This window comes from Georgenia wutianyii (genome assembly GCF_006349365.1).
GTDB classification, from domain to species: domain Bacteria; phylum Actinomycetota; class Actinomycetes; order Actinomycetales; family Actinomycetaceae; genus Oceanitalea; species Oceanitalea wutianyii.
The window spans coordinates 3,224,157-3,247,379 of record NZ_CP040899.1; the positions used below are offsets into that span (position 1 = coordinate 3,224,157).

The following is a 23,223-nucleotide window of genomic DNA, read 5'->3' on the forward strand; positions in this document are numbered from 1 at the left end:
GCTTCGGCGCGGAGAAGAGGATCGCGTGAGTACCCAGGCACCGCACGACTCCGGGCGGCCTCCAGAGGGCTTCAGCACGCCGGCGGGGGCACCCCGCTCCGGCCCGGCCGCGGCACGCCCCACGATGGGCGAGCTCGTCGCCCGGGTGTCCGAGCAGTTCTCCCGCATCCTGCGCGGGGAGATCGAGCTCATCCAGGTCAAGCTGGCCGACAAGGCGAAGCACGTCGGCGTCGGCGCCGGCTTCTTCGCCGTCGCCGGGCTCCTCGCCCTCTACGCCCTCGGCGTGCTCATCACGGCCGCCGTGCTCGGGCTGGCCGTCGCCCTGCCCGCCTGGCTCTCGGCCCTCATCGTCGGGGTCGTCCTGCTCATCATCGCCGCGGTCGCCGCCCTCATCGGGAAGAAGAAGGTCCAGGAGGGCCAGGCACCGTCGGCCGAGGAGACCAAGGCCAACCTCAAGGCCGACGTGGACGCGGTGAAGAAGGGGATCCAGTCATGAGCGAGAAGCGCACTCCCGAGCAGATCGAGGCGGACCTCGTCCGCACCCGCGAGGAGCTCGCCTCCTCGGTGGACGAGCTGAGCACCATGCTCGACCCCCGCGTACAGCTGAAGGAGGCGAAGGAGAACATCTCCTCCGCCGCGAAGAACGCGGTCGACGACGTCACCGCCAAGGCAGGCTCGGTCCTCGACCGCGTGAAGGCGGGCGACCCCAAGGTCATCGGGATCCTCGGCGCAGGGGCGGCCGCCGTCGCGGCAGTCATCGCCCTCGCCGCCCGCAGGTCCTGACCCGCGACGACGGCGACGCCGGCCGGGCCTACCGGACGGCGTCCGTCGTCATGCCCGCGCCCAGGCCGTTGGCGACGAGCAGCTCGTCGACCTCGCTGCGGCGGTAGCGGCGGTGCCCGCCGAGGGTCCGGACCGCCGTGAGCTTCCCCGCGTTGGCCCAACGCGTGACCGTCTTGGGGTCGACGCGGAAGCGGGCGGCGACCTCGCCGGGGGTCAGCAGTGTCTCCTCGCGGTAGTTCTCGTTCATGGTGCACCTCAGATCCGTCGCTCGCGTCCGGGCGCTGCCCGACGCGCTTTTCAGCACCGTAACTCGTGCGAATCGGGCGAAACGCGGACGATGGTCCCAAGGTGCCTTTAGCGGGCGCGGCTAGCCAGTGAGAGGCCGCACGTCGGCGTAGATGGTCGAACCGCCCGTTGACCATGTACCGTGGGGCACACGAACCATGACCACAGCACTGGGGCCGCACTGACCTTGTCGGTGCCTGCCCCTCTTCTACGTTGGAGGGGGTCGACGCCATGGGGCGCGGCCGTCAGAAGGCCAAGCAGACGAAGGTCGCCCGTAGGCTGAAGTACTACAGCCCGGAGACCGACTACCGTGCGCTCGAACGCGAGCTCACGGCGCAGGCCACCCATTCTGGGCACACGGACAACTACTACGAGGTCCCCTCCGCAGAGGACGACGACGACGACTGGAGCACCCGCTCCGGCTGAGACTCGTCTCTGCCTCTCTCGACGCCGCCGCCCACCCGGACGGCGGCGTGGTGCTGGACGGAGCGGACGCACGCTCACGCGCGCCCGCCCGGCCCTCGCCGGGGCCGGGCGGGCGTGCGCACGTGCGGCGCCGGCCACCCGCGAGGGCAGGACGGCGCCGGCGCGGGTGAGCGCTACACGCAGTAGGAGCCGTGCAGCCGCACGGCTCCTCCGCGCATGCCCTTGGTGCCGGTGACGACGTCCTCGTCCTGGTCGGTGAGACGCGTGACCGTCCCGAGCTCCCACGCCCCGACCCCGGCGGCCTGCGCGGTCGCCACCGCGCGGGCGGCGGCGTCGGGCGTGAGCACGGCGACCATGCCGACGCCGAGGTTGAGGGTCTGCTCGAGGTCGGCCCAGTCGACCGGGCCGAGCCGGCGGACGAGGTCGAAGACCGCCGGGACCTGCCACGAGCCGCGCTCGACGTGCCCGACCAGACCCGCGGGCAGCACGCGGGCGAGGTTGGCCGCCAGCCCGCCCCCGGTGACGTGGGACAGCGCGTGCAGCCCGTCGTCCTCGGCGAGCTCAAGGCACAGCCGCGTGTACAGGCGGGTGGGCTCCAGGAGCTCCTCGCCCACCGTGCGCCCGAGCTCGGCGACCTCGCGGTCCAGGCTCCAGCCGCTGACGTCCAGCACCCGCCGCACGAGGGAGTAGCCGTTGGCGTGCAGCCCGGAGGAGGCGAGGGCGAGGAGGACGTCACCCTCGGCGACCCGGTCCGGGCCGAGCACGCGGTCGGCCTCGACGACGCCGGTGGCCGCGCCCGCGACGTCGTACTCCTCGGGCCCGAGCAGCCCCGGGTGCTCGGCGGTCTCCCCGCCGACCAGCGCCGTGCCGGTGAGCGCGCACGCCTCGGCGATGCCCCGGACGATGTCGGCGATCCGCTCCGGGACCACCCGACCGCACGCGATGTAGTCGGTCATGACGAGCGGGCGCGCCCCCACGACGACGATGTCGTCGACGACCATGCCGACGAGGTCGTGCCCGATGGTGTCGTGCTTGTCCATCGCCTGGGCGATGGCGACCTTCGTGCCGACGCCGTCGGTCGACGTCGCGAGGAGCGGACGGCGGTACTCACGCAGCGCCGAGGCGTCGTACAGGCCGGCGAACCCGCCGGCGCCGCCGAGCACCTCCGGTCCGTGGGTGGCGCGCAGCGCCCCCTTCATGAGCTCGACGGCGCGGTCCCCCGCCTCCGTGTCGACGCCTGCCGCGGCGTAGCTGATCGGGGTACGGGGCTCGGTGCTCACTGCGCTCCAGCGATGGTCAGGGTCGGCGAGGGACGGTGCGGGAGGACGTGGTAGCTGCCCCGGTGGCTCTCGGCGGGCTCCGTCGTCTCCTCCACGGGCACGGGGTAGCGCCCGGTGAAGCAGGCGGTGCACAGGCGCTCCTCGGGGACCGCGGTGGCCTCGATCATCCCCTCGGGGGAGATGTAGCCGAGGCTGTCCGCGTCGAGCGAGGCCCGGATCTCCTCGGTGCTCATGCCGTTGGCGATGAGCTCGGCGCGGGTGGCGAAGTCGATGCCGTAGAAGCAGGGCCACTTGACCGGCGGGGAGGAGATGCGCACGTGGATCTCCGCGGCACCGGCCTCACGCAGCATCCGCACGAGCGCGCGCTGGGTGTTGCCGCGGACGATCGAGTCGTCGACGACGACGAGCCGCTTGCCCGCGATGACCTCACGCAGCGGGTTGAGCTTGAGCTTGATGCCCAGCTGGCGGATCGTGTCGGTCGGCTGGATGAACGTGCGCCCGACGTAGGCGTTCTTCACCAGCCCCTGGGCGAACGGGATCCCCGACGCCTGGGCGTAGCCGATGGCCGCGGGCGTCCCGGAGTCCGGCGTCGGGATGACGAGGTCCGCCTCCACCGGGTGCTCCCGGGCCAGGACCCGGCCCATCTCACTGCGGGCCGCGTTGACCGAGCGACCGGCGATCTGGGTGTCCGGCCGGGCCAGGTAGACGTACTCGAAGACGCACCCGCGCGGCTCCGGGCGGGCGAAGTGCCGGGTGCGCAGTCCGTCCTCGTCGATGATGAGGAGCTCGCCGGGCTCGACCTCGCGGACGAACGTCGCGCCGACGATGTCGAGCGCCGCCGTCTCCGAGGCGACCGCCCAGCCACGCTGCAGCCGGCCCAGGACGAGGGGGCGGATGCCGTGGGCGTCGCGGGCCGCGTACAGCGAGTGCTCGTCCATGAAGACGAGGGAGAAGGCGCCCTGGAGCATCGGCAGGACGTCCATCGCCGTGTCCTCCAGGGAGCGCACCGGCTCACCCGGGGTACCCGCGAGGAGCGCGGTGATGACGGCCGTGTCGGTCGAGCTGCCGCGGCCGAGCTCGCCGCTGAGGTCGGCGCCGGACCGGCGGCGCACCTCCTCCATGAGGGAGCGGGTGTTCGTGAGGTTGCCGTTGTGGCCGAGCGCGACCGTGCCGGCCCCCGCCGGCCCCAGGGTGGGCTGCGCGTTCTCCCACGCGCTCGCGCCCGTCGTCGCGTAGCGCACGTGGCCCACCGCGATGTGGCCCTGGAGCGCCGAGAGCGTCTGGTCGTCGAAGACCTGGGAGACCAGGCCCATGTCCTTGTAGACGCGGAGCTGCTCGCCGTTGCTCGTCGCGATGCCCGCCGACTCCTGGCCGCGGTGCTGCAGGGCGTAGATGCCGAAGTAGGTGAGCCGGGCGACCTCCTCACCCGGCGCCCAGACGCCGAAGACACCGCACTCGTCCTGGGGGCCCTTGTCCCCGGGGAGCAGGTCGTGGCTCAGCCGTCCGTCTCCACGTCGCACGAGGGAATGGTCCCACATCCACGCGCGCGGGGCGGGTCGCGTCAGCCTGGTGAGAAACGGACCGTCCTGGTCGGCACGTCGACCTCGGTCAGCCGCACCGTGATCTCCTCCCCGAGCGGCAGCCCGGCGGCCTCCACCCGGGCCTCGACGGCCGGGTCGGCGAGGACGACGCGCGCGCCGTCGTCGTCCACGTCGACGACCACGCCCCGGAAGGTCTGCCCCAGGTGCGGCTCGAGGACCAGCGCCTCGACGGCGTCGACGGCGCCCCGCTCGTAGCGGCCGGCGCGCTGGGTGGCGCGGGCCATCGCCCTGGGCAGGCTCGGCAGCGCCTCGAGGACCCAGGCCGGCACCGGCTCGCCCGCGCACGCGGCGCGGCACACCTCGAGGCCGAAGCGGTCGACGAGCCGGCGCAGCGGCGCGGTGACGTGGGCGTACCGCGCGGCGAGCGCGGCGTGCCGGAGGTCCTCCTCGTCCTGCGGCTCGCCCTCGCCCGCGCCGAGGACGGCGTAGTCGGCGCCGCGGAAGAGGGTCGTCGCCTGGTTGAGGAAGGCGGCGTGGCTGGGCCGCGCGGAGTCGAGGGTCGGCAGGAGGTCGGGGTAGGCGTCGTCGGCGGGCCAGTCGATGCCGAGCGCGCGGGCCGTGCGGCGCAGGCGCGCGAGGTCGCGCGGGTCGGCGGGCGGCAGCGTGCGCAGGATGCCGACGCCGGCGTCCGTCATGATCCCGGCGGCGACGATCCCGGTGAGCAGCGAGACCTGGGCGTTCCACTCCTCCACCGGGAGAGTGGCGCGGAACGTCAGCGCGTAGCCGCCGTCCCGATCGACGATGTCCTGCTCGGGGATCTCGAGGGACACACCGCCGCGCTCACGCTCGCGGGCCAGCCGCAGCTCACCGACCCGGCGCAGGAGGGCCGGCAGCGCGTCGGGGACGCCAGGGTCGGTGGCGCCGTCGGCGACGGCCTGGACCTGCTCGTAGGTCAGCTGGGCGCGGCTGCGGACGAGCGCGCGGCGGACCGTCGCCTCCCGGACCTCGCCCGCGTCGTCCAGGGCGATGCGCCACAGGTAGGAGGGGCGATCCTGGCCGGGGAGCAGGCTCGCCGCGCCCGCGCTCAGCGTCTCGGGGTGCAGCGGCAGCGAGCCCGTCGGTCCGTAGACGGTGACGCCGCGAGCGCGGACCGCCTCGTCGAGGGCGCCGCCGGGCGTGACGAAGGAGGCGACGTCGGCGATGGCGTAGTGGACGACGAGGCCCTCACCGTCCTCCTCCAGGTGCACCGCCTGGTCGAGGTCGCGGGAGCCGGGCGGGTCGATGGTGACGAGCGGCAGGTCACGGGCGTCGGGAAGGTCCGGGAGCGGACGGGCGGCGGCGTCAGCGGCCTCGGCGAGGGCCGCGGGCGGGAACTCGACGGGGATGTCGAGCTCGCCGCGCAGGGAGTCGAGGGCGGCGGCGACCCTGGCCGGCGGGGCGGGCAGGTGCAGGACTCGGGTCGGCACGCCCCGCTCACCCCTGCCGGGTGCGGCGCAGTGAGCGGCGGTCGGCGACCAGGGCCCAGGTGAGGCCGGCGAAGACGCCGGCTGTGCCGAGGGCGAGGAGGAGGACGAGGAAGAGCGCGCCGCGGGAGATCTCCAGGCCGTCCGGCACGAGGGCCAGCACGAGGGACAGCAGTGCCCCGACGAGGAAACCGACGATCCCGAACCGGCCGTAGCGCGGGGCGCGCCGGACGCGGCTGTGGTCGGCGACGTCCGCGACGCGAGCGACGGGGGCGTCGGCGGCCGGCTGCGGCTCGCGTGGCGGGACGCGGTGCTGGCCGTTGCGGGACCCGCCGCTCGTGGACTCGGCCGAGCGGCCGGGCTGCTCTGCCTCGCCGGGACCGTGCTCAGGACTGGGCGTGCTCACCCGCCCCAATCTACCCGCCCCACCTCCCCCCGCCCGGCGCCCCCCTCTCCCTCCCCGCCCGCCTCCCCCGCCGACAGCCGACTTCCGCGCGACAGCGGAGTTGTGTGCGAGAGCCGACTTCCGCGCGAGAGCCGACTTGTGCGCGAGAGCCGACTTCCGCGCGAGAGCCGACTTCCGCGCGAGAGCGGACTTGTGCGCGAGAGCCGACTTCCGCGCGAGAGCGGAGTTGTGCGCGAGAGCCGACTTCCGCGCGAGAGCCGACTTCCGCGCGAGAGCCGACTTCCGCGCGAGGGCCGATGTCCGCGGACTCAGGTCAGCGCGTGATCAGCGGCAGGACGCTGGAGAGGTCGGCTCGGATGCCCGACGCGACGACGGCGCCGCTCCTGACCGCGTCGTCCCAGGTCAGACGGCCGGTCGCGAGGCGCAGCCACGTGTCCATGTCCGTCTCGACGACGTTGGGTGGCGTGCCCCGCGTGTGGCGCGGCCCGGCGATCGCCTGGACCGCGGCCGCAGGCGGGACCCGGACCTCGACGGAGTTCCCCGGCGAGCTCACCGCCAGCTCCTCGAGGGTGAACCGCACAGCAGTGCGTACGACGGCGGACGGCACCTCCGCGCCGTCGTCGTCCGCGTCGCGCCACTGACGTAGCGCAGCCATTCCCTCGGCGGGGTCGATCCGTCGTCGTGCCACGGGTCCACGGTAGCGAGATCGCGGGGTGCCGCCCGTTTCGGCGGGGCCGCCCACTCCACCTCGGGTGGAGGGGAGTCGGACGTCGACCGCTGCGGACCCGCTCTCGGGCAGAAGTCGGCTCTCGCGCGGAAGTCGGCTCTCGGGCGGAAGTCGGCTCTCGGGCGGAAGTCGGCTCTCGCGCGGAAGTCGGCTCTCGGGCGGAAGTCGGCTGTCGGCGAGGGGGGAGTGGGGCAGTGGGGTCAGGGGGCAGCGTGATCAGGGGTCAGGGGGTCAGGGGTGGGTGGGGTGGAGGGCGGCGGCTGCGGCGGCGACGGTGGCGGGGTCGGTGACGTCGTAGCCGGCGGGGCCGCCCCCGGGGCCCGCTGGACCGGCGTCCGAGACCCGGCGCCGGGCGGACAGGTGGACGGCGTCGACGCCCGCGGCGAGGAGGTCGGGCACGTGGGCGGGCAGCACTCCCCCGCCCGCCATGACCTCGAGCGCGCCGTCGGCGGCAGCGACCGTGCGGGCGATCGTCGCGGCTCCCCCCACGGCGATCGGCGCACCGCCGGAGGTGAGGACGCGGGTGAACCCGAGCCGGACGAGGGTGGGGACGGCGGCTGCCGGGTCGGGCAGGACGTCGACGCACCGGTGGGCGGTCACCTCCCGCCCCTCGGCGGCGTCGCGCAGCGCCTCCAGGGCGTGCTTGTCGAGGGAGCCGTCGGCGGTGAGCGCCCCGACGACGACGCCGGCGACGCCCGCGTCCACCAGCGCCTCGATGTCGCGGACCATGAGGGACACCTCGGTCGCGGAGTAGCGGAAACCCCCGGCGCGCGGCCGGACGAGCACGTGGACCGGCAGCCCGACGGCGACGACGGCCTCGACCATCGCGATGCTCGGGGTCAGCCCGCCGACGTCGAGCGCGGAGCACAGCTCGACGCGGTCCGCGCCCGCCTCCCGGGCGGCGAGCGCCCCTGCGGGGTCCTGGACGGCGATCTCCAGCTGTACCGAGGTCATGCCCCTACCTTCGCGCACCGGCCGGGCTGCCCGCCTCCGGCACGCGGGTCGGCGCGCGGGTCAGGAGCCGGCGACGGGCTCCACGCGCAGCGTGCAGGCGACCGCCTCGGGGCTGAGCATCGGCCCGAGGGAGGACGGCGGCGCGTCGGCGTACTTGCGGCGCAGCTCCTCGTCGATGCGGTGCTGGACCGGGTCCTCCGCGGTCAGCGACGTCGTCGCCACCGGCTCGCGGCGCAGCTCGAGCGCAGCGCGCCGGTCGCGCTCGGCGAGGTGCCCGTCCCCCATCGCGAAGGCCACCGGACGCCCGGCGAGCACGTGGCGGTACCACCACGAGCCGGGCCCGTAGGCGGAGCGCAGGTAGGGCACGCCGTCGACCACCACCGACCAGATCGGGGTGGCTATGGGCTCACCGTTCGCGCGGGTCGTCACGATCGCCACGACCTCGGTCCGGTCGAGCAGGTCCACCACGTCGTCGAAGCTCATGGGGTCGCAACAGCGGTGACCGCCGTCACATTCCCCGGAGCGTTCCTGCCACCATCCCGGCGGGCGGGCGCGTGTCGCGCCCCGACGCCCGGCGTGTCGCGGGCGTGTCCCCGGGATGGTGGCAGGAAAGGGTCAGATGACGCCCTGGGCGAGCATCGCGTCGGCCACCTTGATGAAGCCGGCGACGTTCGCGCCGACGACGTAGTCGCCCGGGCGGCCGTACTCCTCGGCGGTGGCGGCGCAGCGGTCGTGGATCGAGCGCATGATGTCCTGCAGGCGGGCCTCGGTGTACTCGAAGCTCCACGAGTCGCGGCTGGCGTTCTGCTGCATCTCGAGCGCGGACGTCGCCACACCACCGGCGTTGGCGGCCTTGCCGGGGCCGAAGAGCACGCCGGCCTCCTGGAAGACGCGCAGCGCCTCGGGGGTCGTGGGCATGTTCGCACCCTCGGCGACCGCGACGACGCCGTTCTTCAGCAGGGCGCGGGCGTCGTCACCGTCGAGCTCGTTCTGCGTGGCGCACGGCAGCGCGACGTCGGCCGGCACCTCCCAGATGGAGGAGCCGGTGACGAGGCGGGAGCCGCTGCGCGCCTCGACGTAGTCGCGGGCGCGCCCGCGGTCCTCGAACTTGACCCGCTTGAGCAGGTCGAGGTCCACGCCCTGCTCGTCGACGACGTAGCCGGAGGAGTCGGAGAACGCGACGACCTTCGCGCCGAACTGCTGCGCCTTCTCGATCGCGTAGATCGCGACGTTGCCGGAGCCGGAGACGGTGACGCGGCGGCCGTCGAAGTCCTGGCCCCTGGTCGCGAGCATCTCCCGCGCGAACATCACCGTGCCGTAGCCGGTGGCCTCGGTCCGCACGAGCGACCCGCCCCAGCTGATGCCCTTGCCGGTGAGGACGCCGGACTCGTAGCGGTTGGTGATGCGCTTGTACTGCCCGAAGAGGTACCCGATCTCGCGCTGGCCGACGCCGATGTCGCCGGCGGGCACGTCGGTGTACTCCCCGAGGTGGCGGTAGAGCTCGGTCATGAAGGACTGGCAGAACCGCATGATCTCCTGCGTCGAGCGCCCGCGCGGGTCGAAGTCCGAGCCGCCCTTGGCCCCGCCGATGGGCAGGCCGGACAGCGAGTTCTTGAAGATCTGCTCGAAGCCGAGGAACTTGACGATGCCGAGGTACACCGAGGGGTGGAACCGCAGGCCGCCCTTGTACGGGCCGAGCGCGGAGTTGTACTCCACGCGGAAGCCGCGGTTGATGCGCACCCGGCCGGCGTCGTCGGTCCACGGCACGCGGAAGATGATCTGGCGCTCGGGCTCGCAGAGACGCTCGAGGACGGCGGCGTCGACGTAGCGGGGGTTCTTGCGCAGGACCGGCCCGAGGGAGTCGAAGACCTCGCGGACGGCCTGGTGGAACTCGGCCTCGCCGGGGTTGCGGCGCAGGACCTCCTCGTAGGCGTGCTCGAGCTGCTCTTCCATCGGTGAACTCCTTAGTCGTCAGGCGTGCCCGGCCCGGTGGGCATGGCGGTGGGCTCAGCCGAAGTGGGCGGGGAGGGTCGCCGTGGCGGCCTCCCGGAGCTCGGTGAGCGGGAAGGTTGCGACACCGTCGATGTCGAGCACCGGGCGGCCCTCGACCGACTCGGGGCCGGTGTCGTCGGTCGTCCCGATCCGCAGCAACGGGACTCCGCGGGCGGTGCACAGGTCCTGGAGGTGGACCTCCTGACTGCGGGGCACCGAGACCAGCGCGCGGGCCCCACTCTCGGAGAAGAGGGCCGTCGCGAGGTCGATCCCGTCGCGCTCGCACAGGTCGGCGAGCGAGACACGCGCGCCGACTCCGAAGCGCAGGCAGGAGTCGACGAGCGCCTGGGCGAGGCCGCCGGCCGACAGGTCGTGGGCGGACTCGACGATCTGGTCGCGCGAGGCGTTGACGAGCACGGCGGCGAGGCGGCGCTCGGCGGCGAGGTCGACGGCCGGCGGCCGGCCGCCGAGGTGGCCGTGGACGACGTCGGCCCACGCGGAGCCGGAGAGCTCCTCGGCGGTCGTGCCGAGCAGGTAGACGGCGCGTCCGGGGGCGCCCCAGCCGGAGCGGGTGGCGCGGGTGACGTCGTCGATGACCCCGAGGACCCCGACGACGGGGGTCGGGTTGATCGAGGAGTCGACCCGGCCCGGGGAGCCGGTGCCGTTGTAGAGGGAGACGTTGCCGCCGGTGACGGGGACGCCGAGCTCGGCGCACGCGTCGGCCAGGCCGGTGATCGCCTGGACGAGCTGCCACATGGCGTCCGGGTCCTCGGGGGAGCCGAAGTTCAGGCAGTCGGTGACGGCGGCCGGCTGGGCGCCGACGGTCGCGACGTTGCGGTAGGCCTCGGCCAGCGCCTGCTGCGCCCCGGTGTAGGGGTCGAGCTTGGTGAAGCGGCCGTTGGCGTCGGTGCTGATCGCCACGCCGAGCCCGGTCGCCTCGTCGACGCGGACCACGCCGGCGTCGTCGGGCTGGGCGAGGGCGGTGTTGCCCTGGACGTAGCGGTCGTACTGGTCGGTGACCCAGGACTTGCTCGCGAGGTTCGGCGAGGCGGTGAGGCGCAGCACCTGCTCGCGCAGCTCCTCCGGGGCCGTCGGCCGGGGCAGCTGCTCGGCGGCGTCGGCGTTGAGCGCGTCCTGCCAGGCAGGGCGCGCGTAGGGGCGGTCGTAGACCGGGCCCTCGTGGGCGACGGTGCGGGGGTCGACGTCGACGATGCGCTCGCCGTGGTGGTCGATGACGAGGCGGCCGGTGTCGGTGACCTCGCCGATGACGGCGGCCTCGACGTTCCAGCGTCCGGTGACGGCGAGGAACTCCTCGAGCCGCTCGGGCCGCACGACGGCCATCATCCGCTCCTGCGACTCGGACATGAGGATCTCACCGGCGGTGAGCTCCTCGCGCAGGAGGACGTTCTCGAGGTGGACGTGCATGCCGCCGTCGCCGTTGGAGGCGAGCTCGGAGGTGGCGCAGGAGATGCCGGCGGCTCCGAGGTCCTGGATGCCCTCGACGACGCCCGCGGCGAAGAGCTCGAGGCAGCACTCGATGAGCACCTTCTCCATGAAGGGGTCACCGACCTGGACGGCGGGCCGCTTGGTGACGCCGCCCTCGTCGAAGGTCTCGCTGGCGAGGATGGAGGCGCCGCCGATGCCGTCGCCGCCGGTACGGGCGCCGAAGAGGACCACCTTGTTGCCGACGCCGGAGGCGTTGGCGAGGTGGATGTCCTCGTGGCGCATGACGCCCACGCACAGCGCGTTGACCAGCGGGTTGTTCTGGTAGGAGGCGTCGAACTCGGTCTCCCCGCCGATGTTCGGCAGGCCGAGGCAGTTGCCGTAGGAGCTGATGCCGGAGACGACCCCGTGGACGACGCGCGCGGTGTCCGGGTGGTCCACGGCGCCGAAGCGCAGCTGGTCCATGACGGCCACGGGCCGGGCGCCCATCGAGATGATGTCGCGGACGATGCCGCCGACGCCGGTCGCGGCACCCTGGTGCGGCTCGACGAAGCTCGGGTGGTTGTGCGACTCGACCTTGAAGGTCACCGCCCAGCCGTCGCCGATGTCGACGACGCCGGCGTTCTCCCCGATGCCGACGAGCAGCTTCTCGCGCATCGCGTCGGTGGTCTTGTCCCCGAACTGGCGCAGGTGCGTCTTGGAGGACTTGTACGAGCAGTGCTCGGACCACATGACGGAGTACATCGCGAGCTCGGCGGCGGTGGGACGGCGGCCGAGGATGTCGACGATGCGCTGGTACTCGTCGTCCTTGAGGCCGAGGTCGCGGTAGGGCAGGGACACCTCGGGCGTCGCCGCGGCATTGGCGACCGTGTCCGCCTGGCGCGTCTCAGTCTCGGACACGGGGACCCCGCAGCGGGAGGGCGATGGGAAGCACGGCCGACAATCTACCGCGCGTGCGCGAGGCACTCCTCACCGGTGCCACCAGGCGGACCACGCCGGCGGGCGTGGGGCCCGGCCCCGCGCGGCGCAGCCCGGGGGGAGGCAGGCGCGCGGGGCCGGGGTCCTCAGCCGGCGGCGACCCGCTCGGGCAGTGCGCGCCGGCGGCGCAGGTGGGACGCGGCCTCCTCCTGGCGCTCACGCTCGGCGCCCGAGGCGATCGGGGCACGCAGGTGGGCGTCGGTGTAGCCGAACGCGTCGACGAGGTCGACGGCGTGCGGCCGCAGCCGGGTGAGGAGGCGGTTGATGTAGCCGGTGACCACCCGGGCCCGCTGCGCGGTGAGCCGCCCGTTGATGAGGTACCAGGCGAGGTTGCGCTCGATGCGCTCCAGGCCGTAGAGGTCGCGCAGCCAGGTGAGCACCTCACGGGTCGTGCCCTCGGGCACTGTGGGCAGCGCGGCGGTGAACGCCTCCCACAGGAGCAGCTCGGCGTGCGCCTTCGCGGTGGCGATGAGCTCGTCCTGGTGGGCGTTGAAGACCTCCGTCGCCTCCTCCGGCGAGGCGTCCTTGACCTCGCGCAGGGCTCCGGCGATGGCGGCGACCATCGTCTCGACGCGGTCCTCGAGCAGCTCGCGCTGCACGTCGGGGTCGCGCAGGTGGCCGGCGGAGCGGGCGGCGGACCCGGAGTCGACGACGGACTGCGCGGCGCGCCGCAGCGGGGTGCGGTGCAGCGCGAGGTCCCCGGCGCGGGCGGCGACGAACCGGGCGGCGCCAGCGACGTCGATCTTGCCCATCGCCTTGCCGTAGTCGGTGAGCAGCCGCTTGCCGACGAGCTGGAGCAGGACGTTGTTGTCCCCCTCGAAGGTCGTGTAGACGTCGAAGTCCTGGCGCCAGGTGACGAGTCGGTTCTCGGCCATGAACCCGGCCCCGCCGCATGCCTCACGGCTCTCCTGGAGCGTCTCCATGGCGAGCCACGTCGTCGTCGGCTTGAGCGCGGCGGCGAGGGTCTCGAGGTCCTGGCGCGACTCGTCGTCGTCGTGCTCGCCGCTGAAGACCTCGTGGAAGCGCTGGAGCAGGCCGAGCTGGGCGAACCCGGCGGCGTACGTGCGGGCGAGGAGCGGCAGGAGACGGCGCTGGTGGCGCTGGTAGTCCAGCAGCGTGACCTCGCGGTTCTCGTCGGCGCCGGTGAACTGGCGGCGCTCGTCGCCGTAGCGCACGGCGATGGACAGCGCGGCCTTGCTCACCCCGACTGCCGCCCCGCCGAGGGACACCCGGCCCTGGACGAGGGTGCCGAGCATGGTGAAGAAGCGGCGGCCCTTGCTCGCGATCGGGGAGGAGTAGGTGCCGTCGGGCGCGACGTCGCCGTAGCGGCGCAGGAGGTTCTCCCGCGGCACGCGCACGTGGTCGAACCACAGCTGGCCGTTGTCGATGCCGTTGAGCCCGCCCTTGGGGCCGTCGTCGCGGCCACCGATGCCGGGCAGGAAGCGCAGCTCGCCGTCCTCGCCGCGCTCGCGGAGGGGCACGTACAGGGCGTGGACTCCGTGGTTGCGTCCCTTGGTGACGAGCTGGGCGAAGACGACGGCGGCAAGCCCGTGCAGCGCCGCGTTGCCGATGTACTCCTTCCTCGCCGCGGCGAACGGGGTGTGGAGGACGAACTCCTCGGTCTGCGGGTCGTAGGTGGCGGTCGTCGCGATCGAGGCGACGTCCGAGCCGTGGCCGACCTCGGTCATCGCGAAGCAGCCGGGCACCTCCAGGCTCATGATCCCCGGGAGCCAGCGCGCGTGCTGCTCGGGCACGCCGAGGTGCTGGACGGCGGAGCCGAACAGCCCCCACTGCACCCCGCCCTTGATCTGGATGGACGGGTCGCCGAGGAAGAGCTCCTCGAACCCGGCGAGGTTGCCGCCCGGGTCTCCCCCGCCGCCGACCTCGCGGGGGAAGCCGCGCAGCACGTCGCCGCGGTCGAGGATCAGGTGGAGCTGCTCGAGGACGCGGGCACGGTGCTCGGCGACCGACTGGTCGGGCAGGCGGTGGAACGCGGGGTCGAGCGCGAGGTCGCGGCTGGCGCGGCGCCGCTCGCGCCAGCGCCCGTCGATGAGGTCGGCGACGGCGCGGACGTCGAGCTCCCCCTCGGCGCTGTCGGGAGAGCCGGCGCTCACGCCGAGCACCGGCGCGCTGGGCGGGGTCGCGACGGCGGCACCGACGGGGGCGTCGACGTCGGGCATGAGGGGGCGGGCGGACCGCTCGCGGACGACGGCGTCGTCCTCGGCGGGGGTGGTGGCGGTCATGTGTGGTCTCCGATCGCGTCGTCGGGTCGGGTGGTGGTCGTGCGGGCACGGCGGGCGACGCCGGCCGCCCCCGTCCAGAGCCAGTCGGTGATGCGGGCGCCGAGGGCGGCGCGGTCCATCGCGGCGATCTCGTCCTCGGTGCCGCGGTCGGCCGCGCCCTGCGGCTCGGGTGCCGCCGCGCCGGCGCGGGCGGCGATCCAGCGCTCGGCGACGCTGCGGACGTGACCGACGACGCCGGCCGCCCACAGGGCGGCGAGCGCCTGGTCGGTGGCGCTGCGCGCGCCGCCGTGGCGCAGCACGGGCAGGAGCGCCTCGGCGACGATGTCCTCGATCTCCGCGACGAACCCGCGCAGGGCGCCGGCCGTGGCTGCGGCCCCGGGCTGGGTGACGAAGGCGTAGACCGAGGCGGAGGACTCGACGATGCCGAGGTAGACGTCGACCATCGCGGCGATCCGGTCGCGCGGGCGGGTGACGCGCTCGCTCACCTCGCCGAGCGCGGCGCGCAGCTCGTCGATGACGGCGTCCCCGACGGCGCCCTGGAGGCCGGACTTGTCGGTGAAGTAGCGGTAGATGATCGACTTCGAGGTGCCGATCTCGGCGGCGAGGTCGTCCATCGACAGGTCCGGGCCGCGGTGGTGCACGGCGCGGCGCGCAGCGCGCACGAGCTCGGCCCGCCGCGAGCTGCGGTGGGCGGCCCAGCGCGCGTCGCGCCCGTCGACGCGGACGTCCTCCCCATCATCGGGTGTGCTCGGCATCACGAAACCGACAGTATCAGGTACTCTCGGTTTCACGATGGACAAGGGACTTCGGTCCCACCCGCAACGAGAAGGAACAACGACGTGACCTCATCTCCCCGCCCGGCGGTCGTCGTCGGCGCGAACCGCATCCCGTTCGCCCGCGCCGGCGGCCGGTACGCCTCCTCGTCGAACAAAGACATGCTCACCGCCGCCCTCGAGGGTCTCGTCGCCCGCTTCGGGCTGGCCGGGGAGCGTCTGGACGACGTGAGCGCCGGCGCCGTCCTCAAGCACTCCCGGGACTTCAACCTCGCCCGCGAGGTCGTCCTCGGCTCCTCCCTCGACCCGCACACCCCCGCCTTCGACGTCCAGCGCGCGTGCGCGACCGGGCTCGAGGCCGTCGTCGGGGTGAGCAACAAGATCGCCCTCGGCCAGGCCGAGGCCGGCATCGCCGGTGGCGTCGACTCCGCCTCCGACGCCCCCATCGTCGTCTCCGACCGGCTGCGCGCCGCGATCCTGCGCGCCTCCCGCGCCAAGACCCTGCCCGAGCGGCTCAAGGCGATCTCCGCGATCCGCCCGCGCGACCTCGCGCCGGTGGCCCCGGACACCGCCGAGCCGCGCACCGGGATGAGCATGGGCCAGCACCAGGCCGTCACCACCGAGCGGTGGGGCATCACCCGTGAGGCCCAGGACGCCCTCGCCCTCGCCTCCCACCAGAACCTCGCCGCCGCCTACGACCGCGGCTTCTTCGACGACCTCCTCACCCCCTACCGGGGCATCACGCGCGACGAGTTCCTCCGCCCGGACACCTCGCTGGACAAGCTCGGCAAGCTCCGCACCGCGTTCACCGCGCCGGGCAGCGACAACCCGACGATGACGGCCGGCAACTCCACGCCGCTGTCCGACGGCGCCTCCACCGTCCTGCTCGCGACCGAGGAGTGGGCCGGTGAGCGCGGGCTGCCGACCCTCGCCCGCGTCGTCGACTCCCAGACCGCCGCGGTCGACTTCACCAGCGGCGCCGAGGGCCTGCTCATGGGCGGCTGCTACGCCGTCCCGCGGCTGCTCGAGCGCCAGGGGCTCGCCCTGGAGGACTTCGACTTCGTCGAGATCCACGAGGCGTTCGCCGCCACCGTCCTCGCCACCCTCGCGGCGTGGAACGACGCCGAGTTCTGCCGCGAGCGCCTCGGGCGCGGCCCGCTCGGCACCGTCGCGCCGGAGCGGCTCAACGTCACCGGCTCCTCCCTCGCCGCCGGCCACCCGTTCGGGGCCACCGGCGGACGCATCGTCGGCACGCTCGCCAAGCTCCTCGCCGAGAAGAAGGCCGCGACCGGCGCCCCCGTCCGCGGCCTCATCTCCGTGTGCGCCGCCGGCGGGCAGGCCACCGCGATGATCCTGGAGGCGTGATGAGCGACAAGTACCTCGACCTCGTGTCCCGCGGCTGGGGCAGGTCGGCCGCGAAGAAGCTCGGTCTGCCCCAGCCGGCGCGGCTGCGGCGCACCGACGCCGCCCGGGTCGACCAGCCGCTCGTCCCCGGCCCCGTCCTCGTGCTCGACGACGGCGTCTCGACGGCGGCGTCCGACACCGTCGCCGAGACGCTCCTCGGCTGGGAGCTCGACGTGCGCCGCGACCCCGACGAGCTCGGCAAGGGCAAGCGCTGGGGCGCCGTCGTCCTCGTCCTCACCGGGGCGACCTCCCCGGCCGACCTGGGCGAGCCCGCCCTCGCCCTCGGCGGCGTGCTGCGCCGCCTGGCGCCCGGGGCGCGCGTCGTCACCGTCTCGCGCCGCGCCGCCGACGCGACCGAGCCGGCCGTCGTCGCCGCGCGGCTCGGGGTCGACGGGTTCCTCCGCTCGCTGGCCAAGGAGCTGCGCGCCGGAGCCACCGCCAACGGCATCGTCCTGGCCGACGGCGTCCCCCTGGACGCCCCCTCGGCGCTCGGCACGCTCCGCTTCTTCCTCTCCGCCCGCTCGGCGTTCGTCGACGGCCAGCTCCTCGAGGTCGGCTCCGCCGACGGCGAGGTCCCGGCCGACTGGACCCGTCCCCTCGCCGGGACGGTCGCCGTCGTCACGGGCGCGGCCCGCGGGATCGGCGCGGCGGTCGTCCGCGTCCTGGCCCGCGACGGCGCGCGCGTCGTCGGGGTCGACGTCCCCGCGGCGGGCGACTCCCTGAGCCAGGTGATGAACGAGGTGCGCGGCAGCGCCCTGCAGCTCGACATCACCGCCCCGGACGCCGCCGAGCGGATCCTCGAGCACGTCGCCGACCGCTACGGCCGCCTCGACGTCGTCGTCCACAACGCCGGGATCCTGCGCGACAAGCTGCTCGCGAACATGTCCGAGGACAAGTGGAAGGACCTGCTCGCCGTCAACATCCTCGCCCCGTTGCGGATGAACGAGACGTTCGCCGGCCAGCTCGGCACGGGCGGGCGGATCATCTCCCTCGCCTCGACGTCGGGCATCGCCGGCAACCGCGGCCAGACGAACTACGCCACGGCCAAGGCGGGCATCATCGGCATGACGCGGGCGCTCGCGCCCGTGGTCGCGCGGAGCGGAGCCACCGCCAACGCCGTCGCCCCCGGGTTCATCGAGACGGACATGACCGCCCGGATCCCGGCCGTGCCGCGCGAGGTCGCCCGCCGGGCGAACTCGCTGCAGCAGGGCGGGCGGCCGGTCGACGTCGCCGAGGCCATCGCCTTCCTCGCCTCGCCGCAGGCCGGGGGCGTCAACGGTCAGACGCTGCGGGTGTGCGGCCAGAACCTGGTGGGCCAGTGATGCGCGAGCACCGCCTCGACGCCGTCCCGAGCCTCGGCTCGCTCTACACGAAGGCGCTGGCCGCCAGCGCGCGGGCGCAGCTGAGCCGGCGCCAGGGCTCCGGCCGGCTGCCCGAGGTGGCCTACGTCGCCGACGGCCTCGGCGCCGACCCCGCGACGCTGTCGGCCTACCAGCACCTGCTCGGCGAGGCCGGGACGGACGAGCTGCCCGCCGGCTACGTCCACGTCCTCGCCTTCCCGCTGGCGATGGCGCTCATGCTGCGGCCCGACTTCCCGCTCCCCGTGCTTGGCATGGTGCACACCGCCAACCGCGTCGAGCAGCACCGCCCGGTCCTCCTCGGTGAGGAGCTGAGCGCGCGGGCGTGGGCGCAGTCCCCCCGGGCGCACCGCAAGGGCACGCTCGTCGACCTGCGCGTCGACGTCCGCTCCGGGGAGGAGCTCGTGTGGGAGGGCACCTCCACCTACCTCGCGCGCGGCACGCGGCTGCCCGGCGCGGTGGCCGACTCCCCCGCCTCCTCCCCGGAGGAGCGGGCCGGGGCGGCGGGCGACGTCATCGCCCTGTGGTCCCTGGGCGCGGACACGGGCACGCGGTACGCGGAGGTCTCCGGGGACCGCAACCCCATCCACGTCTCGCGGCTGGGGGCCAAGGCCTTCGGCTTCCCCCGGCCGATCGCCCACGGGATGTACACCGCCTCCCGCGCGCTGGCCCAGCTCGCCCGCTTCCGTGGCGACGCGTTCACGTGGGACGTCGAGTTCGCCAAGCCCGTCCTGCTCCCGGGCCGGGTGGCCCTGGCGGTCGACGCCTCCGGGGAGTCCGTCCGGTACACCGGGCGCCACCCGAGGTCGGGCAAGGTCCATCTCACCGGGACGCTCACGCCCCGGGTGTGACACCGGGCCGGGGACCACGCTCGCGCGGCGTCCCCGGCCACGTCACGAGATCGTCCGGATGCTCCGGCGGTGGCCCGCGCCCACCGCGAGCGCGGCGCCGATGCCGATGAGCACGGCCCCGGCCCAGCCGAGCGGGGAGACGGCCTCGCCGAAGAGGACCGTCCCGAGGAGGAGCGCGACGACGACCTCCCAGTAGGACAGCGCGGACAGCTCGACGGCGCGCAGGTTCTTCCCGGCGACGACGAGCAGGCCGAGCGCGAGCAGGCCGCAGACGAGGAAGAAGCCGGCCGCCCACGCCCAGTGCTGCGCCGTCATGCCGGACAGGTCGGGACGGGTGAGGGCGACCATGCCCGCCGTCGCGAGCGCCCCGAAGGCGAAGTTCCAGAAGCTGCGGACGTCGGAGGGCATGTCCGAGCGGTAGCGGTAGGTGAGCAGCGCGGCACCGTAGAGAACGCCGGACAGGACGGCGAGGACGTCGCCGCGCAGCGCGTCACCCGCCGGCGGGCCCGTCTCGAGCAGCCCCGCGGCGAGCACCATCCCTGCCGCGCTCACGAGCACCGAGACGAGCTCGGCTCCCGTGGTGCGCTCCTTGAGCAGGACGCGGGCGAGGACGGTGGCGACGAGCGGGCCGAGGTAGTGCAGCGCGACGGCCCGGCCGAGGTCGGTGAGGACGGCCGCCGAGAGGTAGGTCGCGAGCGAGAGGCCGAGGAAGACCCCGCCGAGGACCACCGACCACGACAGCCGCGTGCGCCGCAGGACGCCGAGCCGCCGGCCCGCGGCGAGGAACGCGAGCATCCCGACCGCGCCCACGGCCATCCGCCCGAGCGTCAGCGCCTCGCCGACGACGGCGCCCGGCGGGGAGGACAGCCGGCCGAACACTCCCGCCAGGCCCATCGCGGTCGCCGAGGCGAGGATCGCGAGCACCCCGGCCCGGTGACGCATCCGGGGCACGGCTCGGACGGCGGACGCCTGAGCGGTGGTGGGCACGAGGACGTCCTGGGACACGGCCATGGGAACTCCGGGGTCGACTGAGCGGGGGTCGTTCCCCGCTCTGTCGTGGGACCTGAGAGCTTCCGCGGGCGAGCCCGCTTGCACCGTGGGTGAGCCCTCGTCGGGCTGCTTTCCAGAGGAGCCTCGCCGTGGCGGTCTGGGGGCCTGAGAGATTCCCGGGGAGGTTGCTCCTTCGGCGCCCGCTGTGCGCGGGACTCTCCCGCCGCGGTTCGGTGGCGTGTTCGGTTGTCCCTCCATCCTGGCACACACCCGGCAGCGCCCCCGGTGGGCCGCGCTCTTGCCCCGGCACCCGCGCAGGGCCAGGATCGAGGCCGGGGGGTGGCCGTGACAGATCACGTGGTCGAGGCGTTGCCGGGCATCTTCCGGCTCATCGACCTCGTCGGTGTGCTGCTCAACGGCGTGCTCGGCGGGATCATCGCCCGCCGCAAGCGGTTCGACCTCGTCGGTTTCGCCATCCTCGCGATCACCTCCGCGCTCGGCGGCGGCATGCTGCGCGACATCATGCTCCAGGCCGGCCCGCCGGTCGCGCTCACCGACCCGCTCTACCTCGCCACCGCGCTGCTCGGCGCCGTCGTCGCCTTCCTCCTGCCGCTGGGGGGACGGTGGTGGACCCGGCTCTACGTCGTCGGGGACGCGCTCGTCCTCGGGTGCTGGGCGGCGACGGGGGCGACGAAGGCGCTGTCCGAGGGGCTCGGCCTGCTGCCCGCGGTCCTCCTCGGGGTGATGACGGCGGTGGGCGGCGGGATGATCCGCGACGTCGTCGTCGGCGACGTCCCGACGATCTTCGGGGGGAACACCCTCTACGCGACGTCGGCCGTGTTCGCGAGCCTGGCGGCGATCGGGCTGGCGGACGTGGGTCAGAACACCGTCGGGATGCTCGTCGCGATCATCGTGGGGGCGGGGCTGAGCATCGCTGCCCGCTGGCGGGGCTGGCGGCTGCCCGACGCGAGCTCGGTGCGGCTGGGGTCGTGGTGGTCGATCACGCGGCGGGACGGGAGGGGGGAGGCGCAGAAACGGGTGGACCGGTGGTGGCAGCGCCGGCTCCGGCGCTGACTGTCCACAGGTTCCGACCGACTCCTGTGTGTATGTGCACAACCCTGTGGACAGGCACTGTGGACAACGTGGAAGGAGAACATCGTGCGAGTAGCGGTACCACGAGAGGTCATGGACTCCGAGGGGCGGGTCGCGATCACGCCGCCGGGGGTCGACGAGCTCGTCCGACACGGCCACGAGGTCGCCGTCGAGCGCGCCGCGGGCCTCTCCGCGTCGATCACCGACGCCGACTTCGCGGCAGCCGGCGCCACCGTCCTGCCCGACGCCGCCGAGGTCTGGGACTTCGGCGAGCTCGTCCTCAAGGTCAAGGAGCCGGTTCCCGAGGAGTACGGGCGGCTCCGTGCCGGGCAGACCCTGTTCACCTACCTCCACCTCGCCGCCGACCGGCCGCTCACCGAGGAGCTCCTGCGCCGCCGGGTGACCGCCGTCGCCTACGAGACGGTCGAGCTGCCCGGCCGCACCCTGCCCCTGCTCGCGCCGATGAGCGAGATCGCCGGGCGCCTCGCACCGCAGGTCGGGGCGCACACGCTGATGAGCGCCCAGGGCGGGCGCGGGGTCCTCCTCGGCGGGGTGCCCGGGGTCTACCCGGCTCGCGTCGTCGTCATCGGGGCGGGGGTCTCCGGGCTCAACGCCGCCACCATGGCCGTGGGGATGCACGCCGACGTCGTCCTCCTCGACCGTGACGTCGAGCGGCTGCGCCTGGCCGACCAGCTCTTCGGCGGCCGCTGCCGCACCGTCATGTCCAACGCCTACGAGATCGAGCGTGCCGTCACCGCGGCCGACCTCGTCATCGGGGCCGTCCTCCTGCCGGGCGCGCGCACGCCCCGGCTCGTCACCAACGAGCAGGTTGCGCGGATGAGGCCGGGCTCCGTCGTCGTCGACGTCTCGGTGGACCAGGGCGGGTGCTTCGAGGACTCACGCCCGACGACGCACTCCGAGCCCACTTACCGGGTCCACGACACCTTGTTCTACTGCGTGGCCAACATGCCCGGCGCGGTGTCCCACACCTCGACGTACGCGCTGACCAACGCCACCGTGCCCTACGCCCTCGCGCTCGCCGGCGGGTGGCGCGAGGCGATGCGCGCCGACCGGTCGCTGGCCCTGGGCCTGGCGACCCACGACGGCGCGCTCGTCTCCGGCCCCGTGGCCGAGGCGCACGGGCTGCACCACACCCCGCTCGAGGAGGTCCTCGGTCAGGGGTCGTGACGGGGAGGGGTCAGACCGCGACGAGGACACCGAGGACCGAGGCGAAGATCGCCAGGCCGTCGGTGCCGGTACCGGAGTCGGGGCCGAAGCCCGGCTCGACGGCGTGCTCAGGGTGCGGCATGAGCCCGACGACGTTCCCGGCGGCGTTGGTGATGCCGGCGATGTCGCGCAGCGAGCCGTTGGGGTTGATGCCCTCGTAGCGGAAGACGACGCGGCCCTCGCCCTCGAGCTCGTCCAGGGTGCGCTCGTCGGCGACGAAGCCGCCCTCGCCGTTCTTCAGCGGGATGGTGATCCTCTGCCCGGCGGTGTACCCGGTGGTCCACGCGGTGTCGTTGTTCTCCACGCGCAGCTGCTGGTCGCGGCAGACGAACCGCTGGTGGTCGTTGCGGATGAGCGCGCCGGGCAGCAGGTGTGCCTCGCACAGGATCTGGAAGCCGTTGCAGATGCCGAGGACGGGCAGCCCGCGCTGGGCGCCCTCGACGACGGCGGACATCACCGGCGCGAAGCGGGCGATCGCCCCCGCGCGCAGGTAGTCGCCGTAGGAGAAGCCACCCGGCAGGACGACGGCGTCGACCCCCTTGAGGTCCTCGTCGCCGTGCCACAGGAGCACGGGCTCGCCGCCGGCCAGACGCACGGCGCGCTGGGCGTCGCGGTCGTCCAGGGAGCCGGGGAAGGTCACGACACCGATCCGGGCGCCCTCGGGGCGCGGCTGCCGCTCGGGGACGTCCAGGCGGTGCATCAGCTCTCCCCGTCGACCGCGGTCACCCGGACGACGTCCTCGATGACCGGGTTGGACAGCAGCGTCTCGGCGGCCCGGCGGGCCTGCTCGAGCGCGGCGTCGTCGACCTCCCCCTCGACCTCGAGCTCGAAGCGCTTGCCCTGCCGCACCGAGGTGAACCCGGTGAGGCCGAGCCGGGGCAGGGCCCCCGCGACGGCCTTCCCCTGGGGGTCGAGGATCTCGGGCTTCGGCATGACCTCGACGACGATTCGTCCCATGATTGCTCCTGCTCGGGGGATGCGGACCGCGGCCGATCTTACCCGCGACG

Annotated in this window: 23 protein-coding genes and 1 riboswitch; of the genes, 8 read left to right on the forward strand and 15 right to left on the reverse strand. The window is 74.1% G+C overall.

Annotation, left to right across the window (positions count from 1 at the left end; genetic code table 11):
* Positions 1–25 precede the first annotated feature (25 nt).
* Entirely contained in the window at positions 26–496 is a 471-nt protein-coding gene (locus tag FE251_RS14245) for a phage holin family protein (RefSeq protein ID WP_230976445.1), read from the forward strand.
* On the forward strand, positions 493–783 hold the full coding sequence (locus FE251_RS14250) for a DUF3618 domain-containing protein (protein ID WP_139070970.1): 291 nt from the start codon (positions 493–495) through the stop codon (positions 781–783). Before FE251_RS14245 ends, FE251_RS14250 begins: the two co-directional genes overlap by 4 nt.
* A 28-nt stretch (positions 784–811) precedes the next feature.
* Here FE251_RS14250 and FE251_RS14255 read toward each other — a convergent pair whose 3' ends face one another.
* Positions 812–1,030, reverse strand: a complete 219-nt coding sequence (locus tag FE251_RS14255) for a BldC family transcriptional regulator (protein WP_139070971.1) — start codon at positions 1,028–1,030, stop codon at positions 812–814.
* 269 nt (positions 1,031–1,299) lie between these two features.
* On the opposite strand from FE251_RS14255, the gene FE251_RS14260 reads away from it, so the two are divergent.
* Positions 1,300–1,494, forward strand: a complete 195-nt coding sequence (locus FE251_RS14260) for a DUF3073 domain-containing protein (RefSeq protein ID WP_139070972.1) — start codon at positions 1,300–1,302, stop codon at positions 1,492–1,494.
* A 173-nt stretch (positions 1,495–1,667) separates the two neighbouring features.
* On the opposite strand, the gene purM is transcribed toward FE251_RS14260, so the two are convergent.
* From purM to FE251_RS14315, 11 genes are all read right to left on the reverse strand, one after another.
* Positions 1,668–2,774, reverse strand: coding sequence for a phosphoribosylformylglycinamidine cyclo-ligase (gene purM / locus FE251_RS14265; protein WP_139949101.1), 1,107 nt, complete (start codon positions 2,772–2,774; stop codon positions 1,668–1,670).
* A complete protein-coding gene (gene purF, locus FE251_RS14270) occupies positions 2,771–4,294 on the reverse strand; it encodes an amidophosphoribosyltransferase (RefSeq protein WP_456237469.1) in 1,524 nt (507 codons plus the stop codon). Before purF ends, purM begins: the two co-directional genes overlap by 4 nt.
* Positions 4,295–4,335: 41 nt before the next feature.
* Positions 4,336–5,781: an RNB domain-containing ribonuclease gene (locus tag FE251_RS14275; RefSeq protein WP_139949102.1), complete on the reverse strand. Its 1,446-nt coding sequence runs from the start codon at positions 5,779–5,781 to the stop codon at positions 4,336–4,338.
* Between the two features lie 7 nt (positions 5,782–5,788).
* Positions 5,789–6,184, reverse strand: coding sequence for a hypothetical protein (locus FE251_RS14280; protein WP_139070977.1), 396 nt, complete (start codon positions 6,182–6,184; stop codon positions 5,789–5,791).
* Between the two features lie 313 nt (positions 6,185–6,497).
* The gene (locus FE251_RS14285; protein ID WP_230976446.1) at positions 6,498–6,872 is read right to left on the reverse strand and encodes a sterol carrier family protein; all 375 of its coding nucleotides are present in this window, start codon (positions 6,870–6,872) and stop codon (positions 6,498–6,500) included.
* A 270-nt stretch (positions 6,873–7,142) separates the two neighbouring features.
* A complete protein-coding gene (locus FE251_RS14290) occupies positions 7,143–7,865 on the reverse strand; it encodes a copper homeostasis protein CutC (RefSeq protein WP_139949103.1) in 723 nt (240 codons plus the stop codon).
* 60 nt (positions 7,866–7,925) lie between these two features.
* A complete protein-coding gene (locus FE251_RS14295; protein ID WP_139949104.1) occupies positions 7,926–8,348 on the reverse strand; it encodes a DUF2255 family protein in 423 nt (140 codons plus the stop codon).
* A 132-nt stretch (positions 8,349–8,480) separates the two neighbouring features.
* Positions 8,481–9,818, reverse strand: a complete 1,338-nt coding sequence (gdhA, locus tag FE251_RS14300; protein WP_139949105.1) for an NADP-specific glutamate dehydrogenase — start codon at positions 9,816–9,818, stop codon at positions 8,481–8,483.
* A gap of 54 nt (positions 9,819–9,872) precedes the next feature.
* A complete protein-coding gene (purL, locus tag FE251_RS14305; RefSeq protein ID WP_139070979.1) occupies positions 9,873–12,200 on the reverse strand; it encodes a phosphoribosylformylglycinamidine synthase subunit PurL in 2,328 nt (775 codons plus the stop codon).
* A 164-nt stretch (positions 12,201–12,364) separates the two neighbouring features.
* Entirely contained in the window at positions 12,365–14,458 is a 2,094-nt protein-coding gene (locus FE251_RS14310) for an acyl-CoA dehydrogenase family protein (RefSeq protein WP_139949363.1), read from the reverse strand.
* Between the two features lie 59 nt (positions 14,459–14,517).
* On the reverse strand, positions 14,518–15,276 hold the full coding sequence (locus tag FE251_RS14315; RefSeq protein ID WP_139070980.1) for a TetR/AcrR family transcriptional regulator: 759 nt from the start codon (positions 15,274–15,276) through the stop codon (positions 14,518–14,520).
* A gap of 84 nt (positions 15,277–15,360) precedes the next feature.
* Here FE251_RS14315 and FE251_RS14320 point away from each other — a divergent pair, with 84 nt between their 5' ends.
* Genes FE251_RS14320 through FE251_RS14330 form a run of 3 tightly spaced genes read left to right on the forward strand, consistent with a single transcriptional unit; the run spans position 15,361 to position 18,907 of the window.
* Positions 15,361–16,659, forward strand: coding sequence for an acetyl-CoA C-acetyltransferase (locus tag FE251_RS14320; RefSeq protein ID WP_230976448.1), 1,299 nt, complete (start codon positions 15,361–15,363; stop codon positions 16,657–16,659).
* Entirely contained in the window at positions 16,659–18,020 is a 1,362-nt protein-coding gene (locus FE251_RS14325; RefSeq protein WP_139070981.1) for a 3-oxoacyl-ACP reductase, read from the forward strand. The genes FE251_RS14320 and FE251_RS14325 overlap by 1 nt, the downstream gene beginning before the upstream one ends.
* Positions 18,020–18,907, forward strand: coding sequence for a MaoC/PaaZ C-terminal domain-containing protein (locus FE251_RS14330; RefSeq protein ID WP_139949106.1), 888 nt, complete (start codon positions 18,020–18,022; stop codon positions 18,905–18,907). Before FE251_RS14325 ends, FE251_RS14330 begins: the two co-directional genes overlap by 1 nt.
* A gap of 42 nt (positions 18,908–18,949) precedes the next feature.
* Here the strand turns inward: FE251_RS14330 and FE251_RS14335 are convergent, their stop codons facing one another.
* Positions 18,950–19,918, reverse strand: coding sequence for a DMT family transporter (locus FE251_RS14335; RefSeq protein WP_139070983.1), 969 nt, complete (start codon positions 19,916–19,918; stop codon positions 18,950–18,952).
* Positions 19,919–20,040: 122 nt separating this feature from the next.
* A riboswitch (glycine riboswitch) is annotated at positions 20,041–20,130 on the reverse strand.
* 112 nt (positions 20,131–20,242) lie between these two features.
* On the opposite strand from FE251_RS14335, the gene FE251_RS14340 reads away from it, so the two are divergent.
* Both FE251_RS14340 and ald read left to right on the forward strand, forming a co-directional pair.
* Positions 20,243–20,971 carry a trimeric intracellular cation channel family protein gene (locus tag FE251_RS14340; protein WP_139070986.1) on the forward strand — a complete coding sequence of 243 codons (729 nt, stop codon included), beginning with the start codon at positions 20,243–20,245 and terminating at the stop codon, positions 20,969–20,971.
* A gap of 84 nt (positions 20,972–21,055) precedes the next feature.
* A complete protein-coding gene (gene ald, locus FE251_RS14345) occupies positions 21,056–22,177 on the forward strand; it encodes an alanine dehydrogenase (RefSeq protein ID WP_139070987.1) in 1,122 nt (373 codons plus the stop codon).
* 10 nt (positions 22,178–22,187) lie between these two features.
* Here ald and purQ read toward each other — a convergent pair whose 3' ends face one another.
* Positions 22,188–22,916, reverse strand: a complete 729-nt coding sequence (purQ, locus tag FE251_RS14350; RefSeq protein WP_139949107.1) for a phosphoribosylformylglycinamidine synthase subunit PurQ — start codon at positions 22,914–22,916, stop codon at positions 22,188–22,190.
* Positions 22,916–23,173 carry a phosphoribosylformylglycinamidine synthase subunit PurS gene (gene purS / locus FE251_RS14355; RefSeq protein ID WP_139070989.1) on the reverse strand — a complete coding sequence of 86 codons (258 nt, stop codon included), beginning with the start codon at positions 23,171–23,173 and terminating at the stop codon, positions 22,916–22,918. Before purS ends, purQ begins: the two co-directional genes overlap by 1 nt.
* Positions 23,174–23,223 lie beyond the last annotated feature (50 nt).

What these genes read in the sequence shown, in the direction of transcription:
- gdhA (WP_139949105.1), bottom strand. Translation starts at nt 9,818, where the DNA reads ATGGAAGAGCAGCTCGAGCACGCCTACGAGGAGGTCCTGCGCCGCAAC.
- FE251_RS14330 (WP_139949106.1), top strand. Translation starts at nt 18,020, where the DNA reads ATGCGCGAGCACCGCCTCGACGCCGTCCCGAGCCTCGGCTCGCTCTAC.
- FE251_RS14335 (WP_139070983.1), bottom strand. Translation starts at nt 19,918, where the DNA reads ATGGCCGTGTCCCAGGACGTCCTCGTGCCCACCACCGCTCAGGCGTCC.
- purS (WP_139070989.1), bottom strand. Translation starts at nt 23,173, where the DNA reads ATGGGACGAATCGTCGTCGAGGTCATGCCGAAGCCCGAGATCCTCGAC.
- FE251_RS14255 (WP_139070971.1), bottom strand. Translation starts at nt 1,030, where the DNA reads ATGAACGAGAACTACCGCGAGGAGACACTGCTGACCCCCGGCGAGGTC.
- FE251_RS14260 (WP_139070972.1), top strand. Translation starts at nt 1,300, where the DNA reads ATGGGGCGCGGCCGTCAGAAGGCCAAGCAGACGAAGGTCGCCCGTAGG.
- FE251_RS14250 (WP_139070970.1), top strand. Translation starts at nt 493, where the DNA reads ATGAGCGAGAAGCGCACTCCCGAGCAGATCGAGGCGGACCTCGTCCGC.
- purQ (WP_139949107.1), bottom strand. Translation starts at nt 22,916, where the DNA reads ATGCACCGCCTGGACGTCCCCGAGCGGCAGCCGCGCCCCGAGGGCGCC.
- FE251_RS14310 (WP_139949363.1), bottom strand. Translation starts at nt 14,458, where the DNA reads ATGCCCGACGTCGACGCCCCCGTCGGTGCCGCCGTCGCGACCCCGCCC.
- FE251_RS14315 (WP_139070980.1), bottom strand. Translation starts at nt 15,276, where the DNA reads ATGCCGAGCACACCCGATGATGGGGAGGACGTCCGCGTCGACGGGCGC.
- FE251_RS14295 (WP_139949104.1), bottom strand. Translation starts at nt 8,348, where the DNA reads ATGAGCTTCGACGACGTGGTGGACCTGCTCGACCGGACCGAGGTCGTG.
- FE251_RS14325 (WP_139070981.1), top strand. Translation starts at nt 16,659, where the DNA reads ATGAGCGACAAGTACCTCGACCTCGTGTCCCGCGGCTGGGGCAGGTCG.
- FE251_RS14290 (WP_139949103.1), bottom strand. Translation starts at nt 7,865, where the DNA reads ATGACCTCGGTACAGCTGGAGATCGCCGTCCAGGACCCCGCAGGGGCG.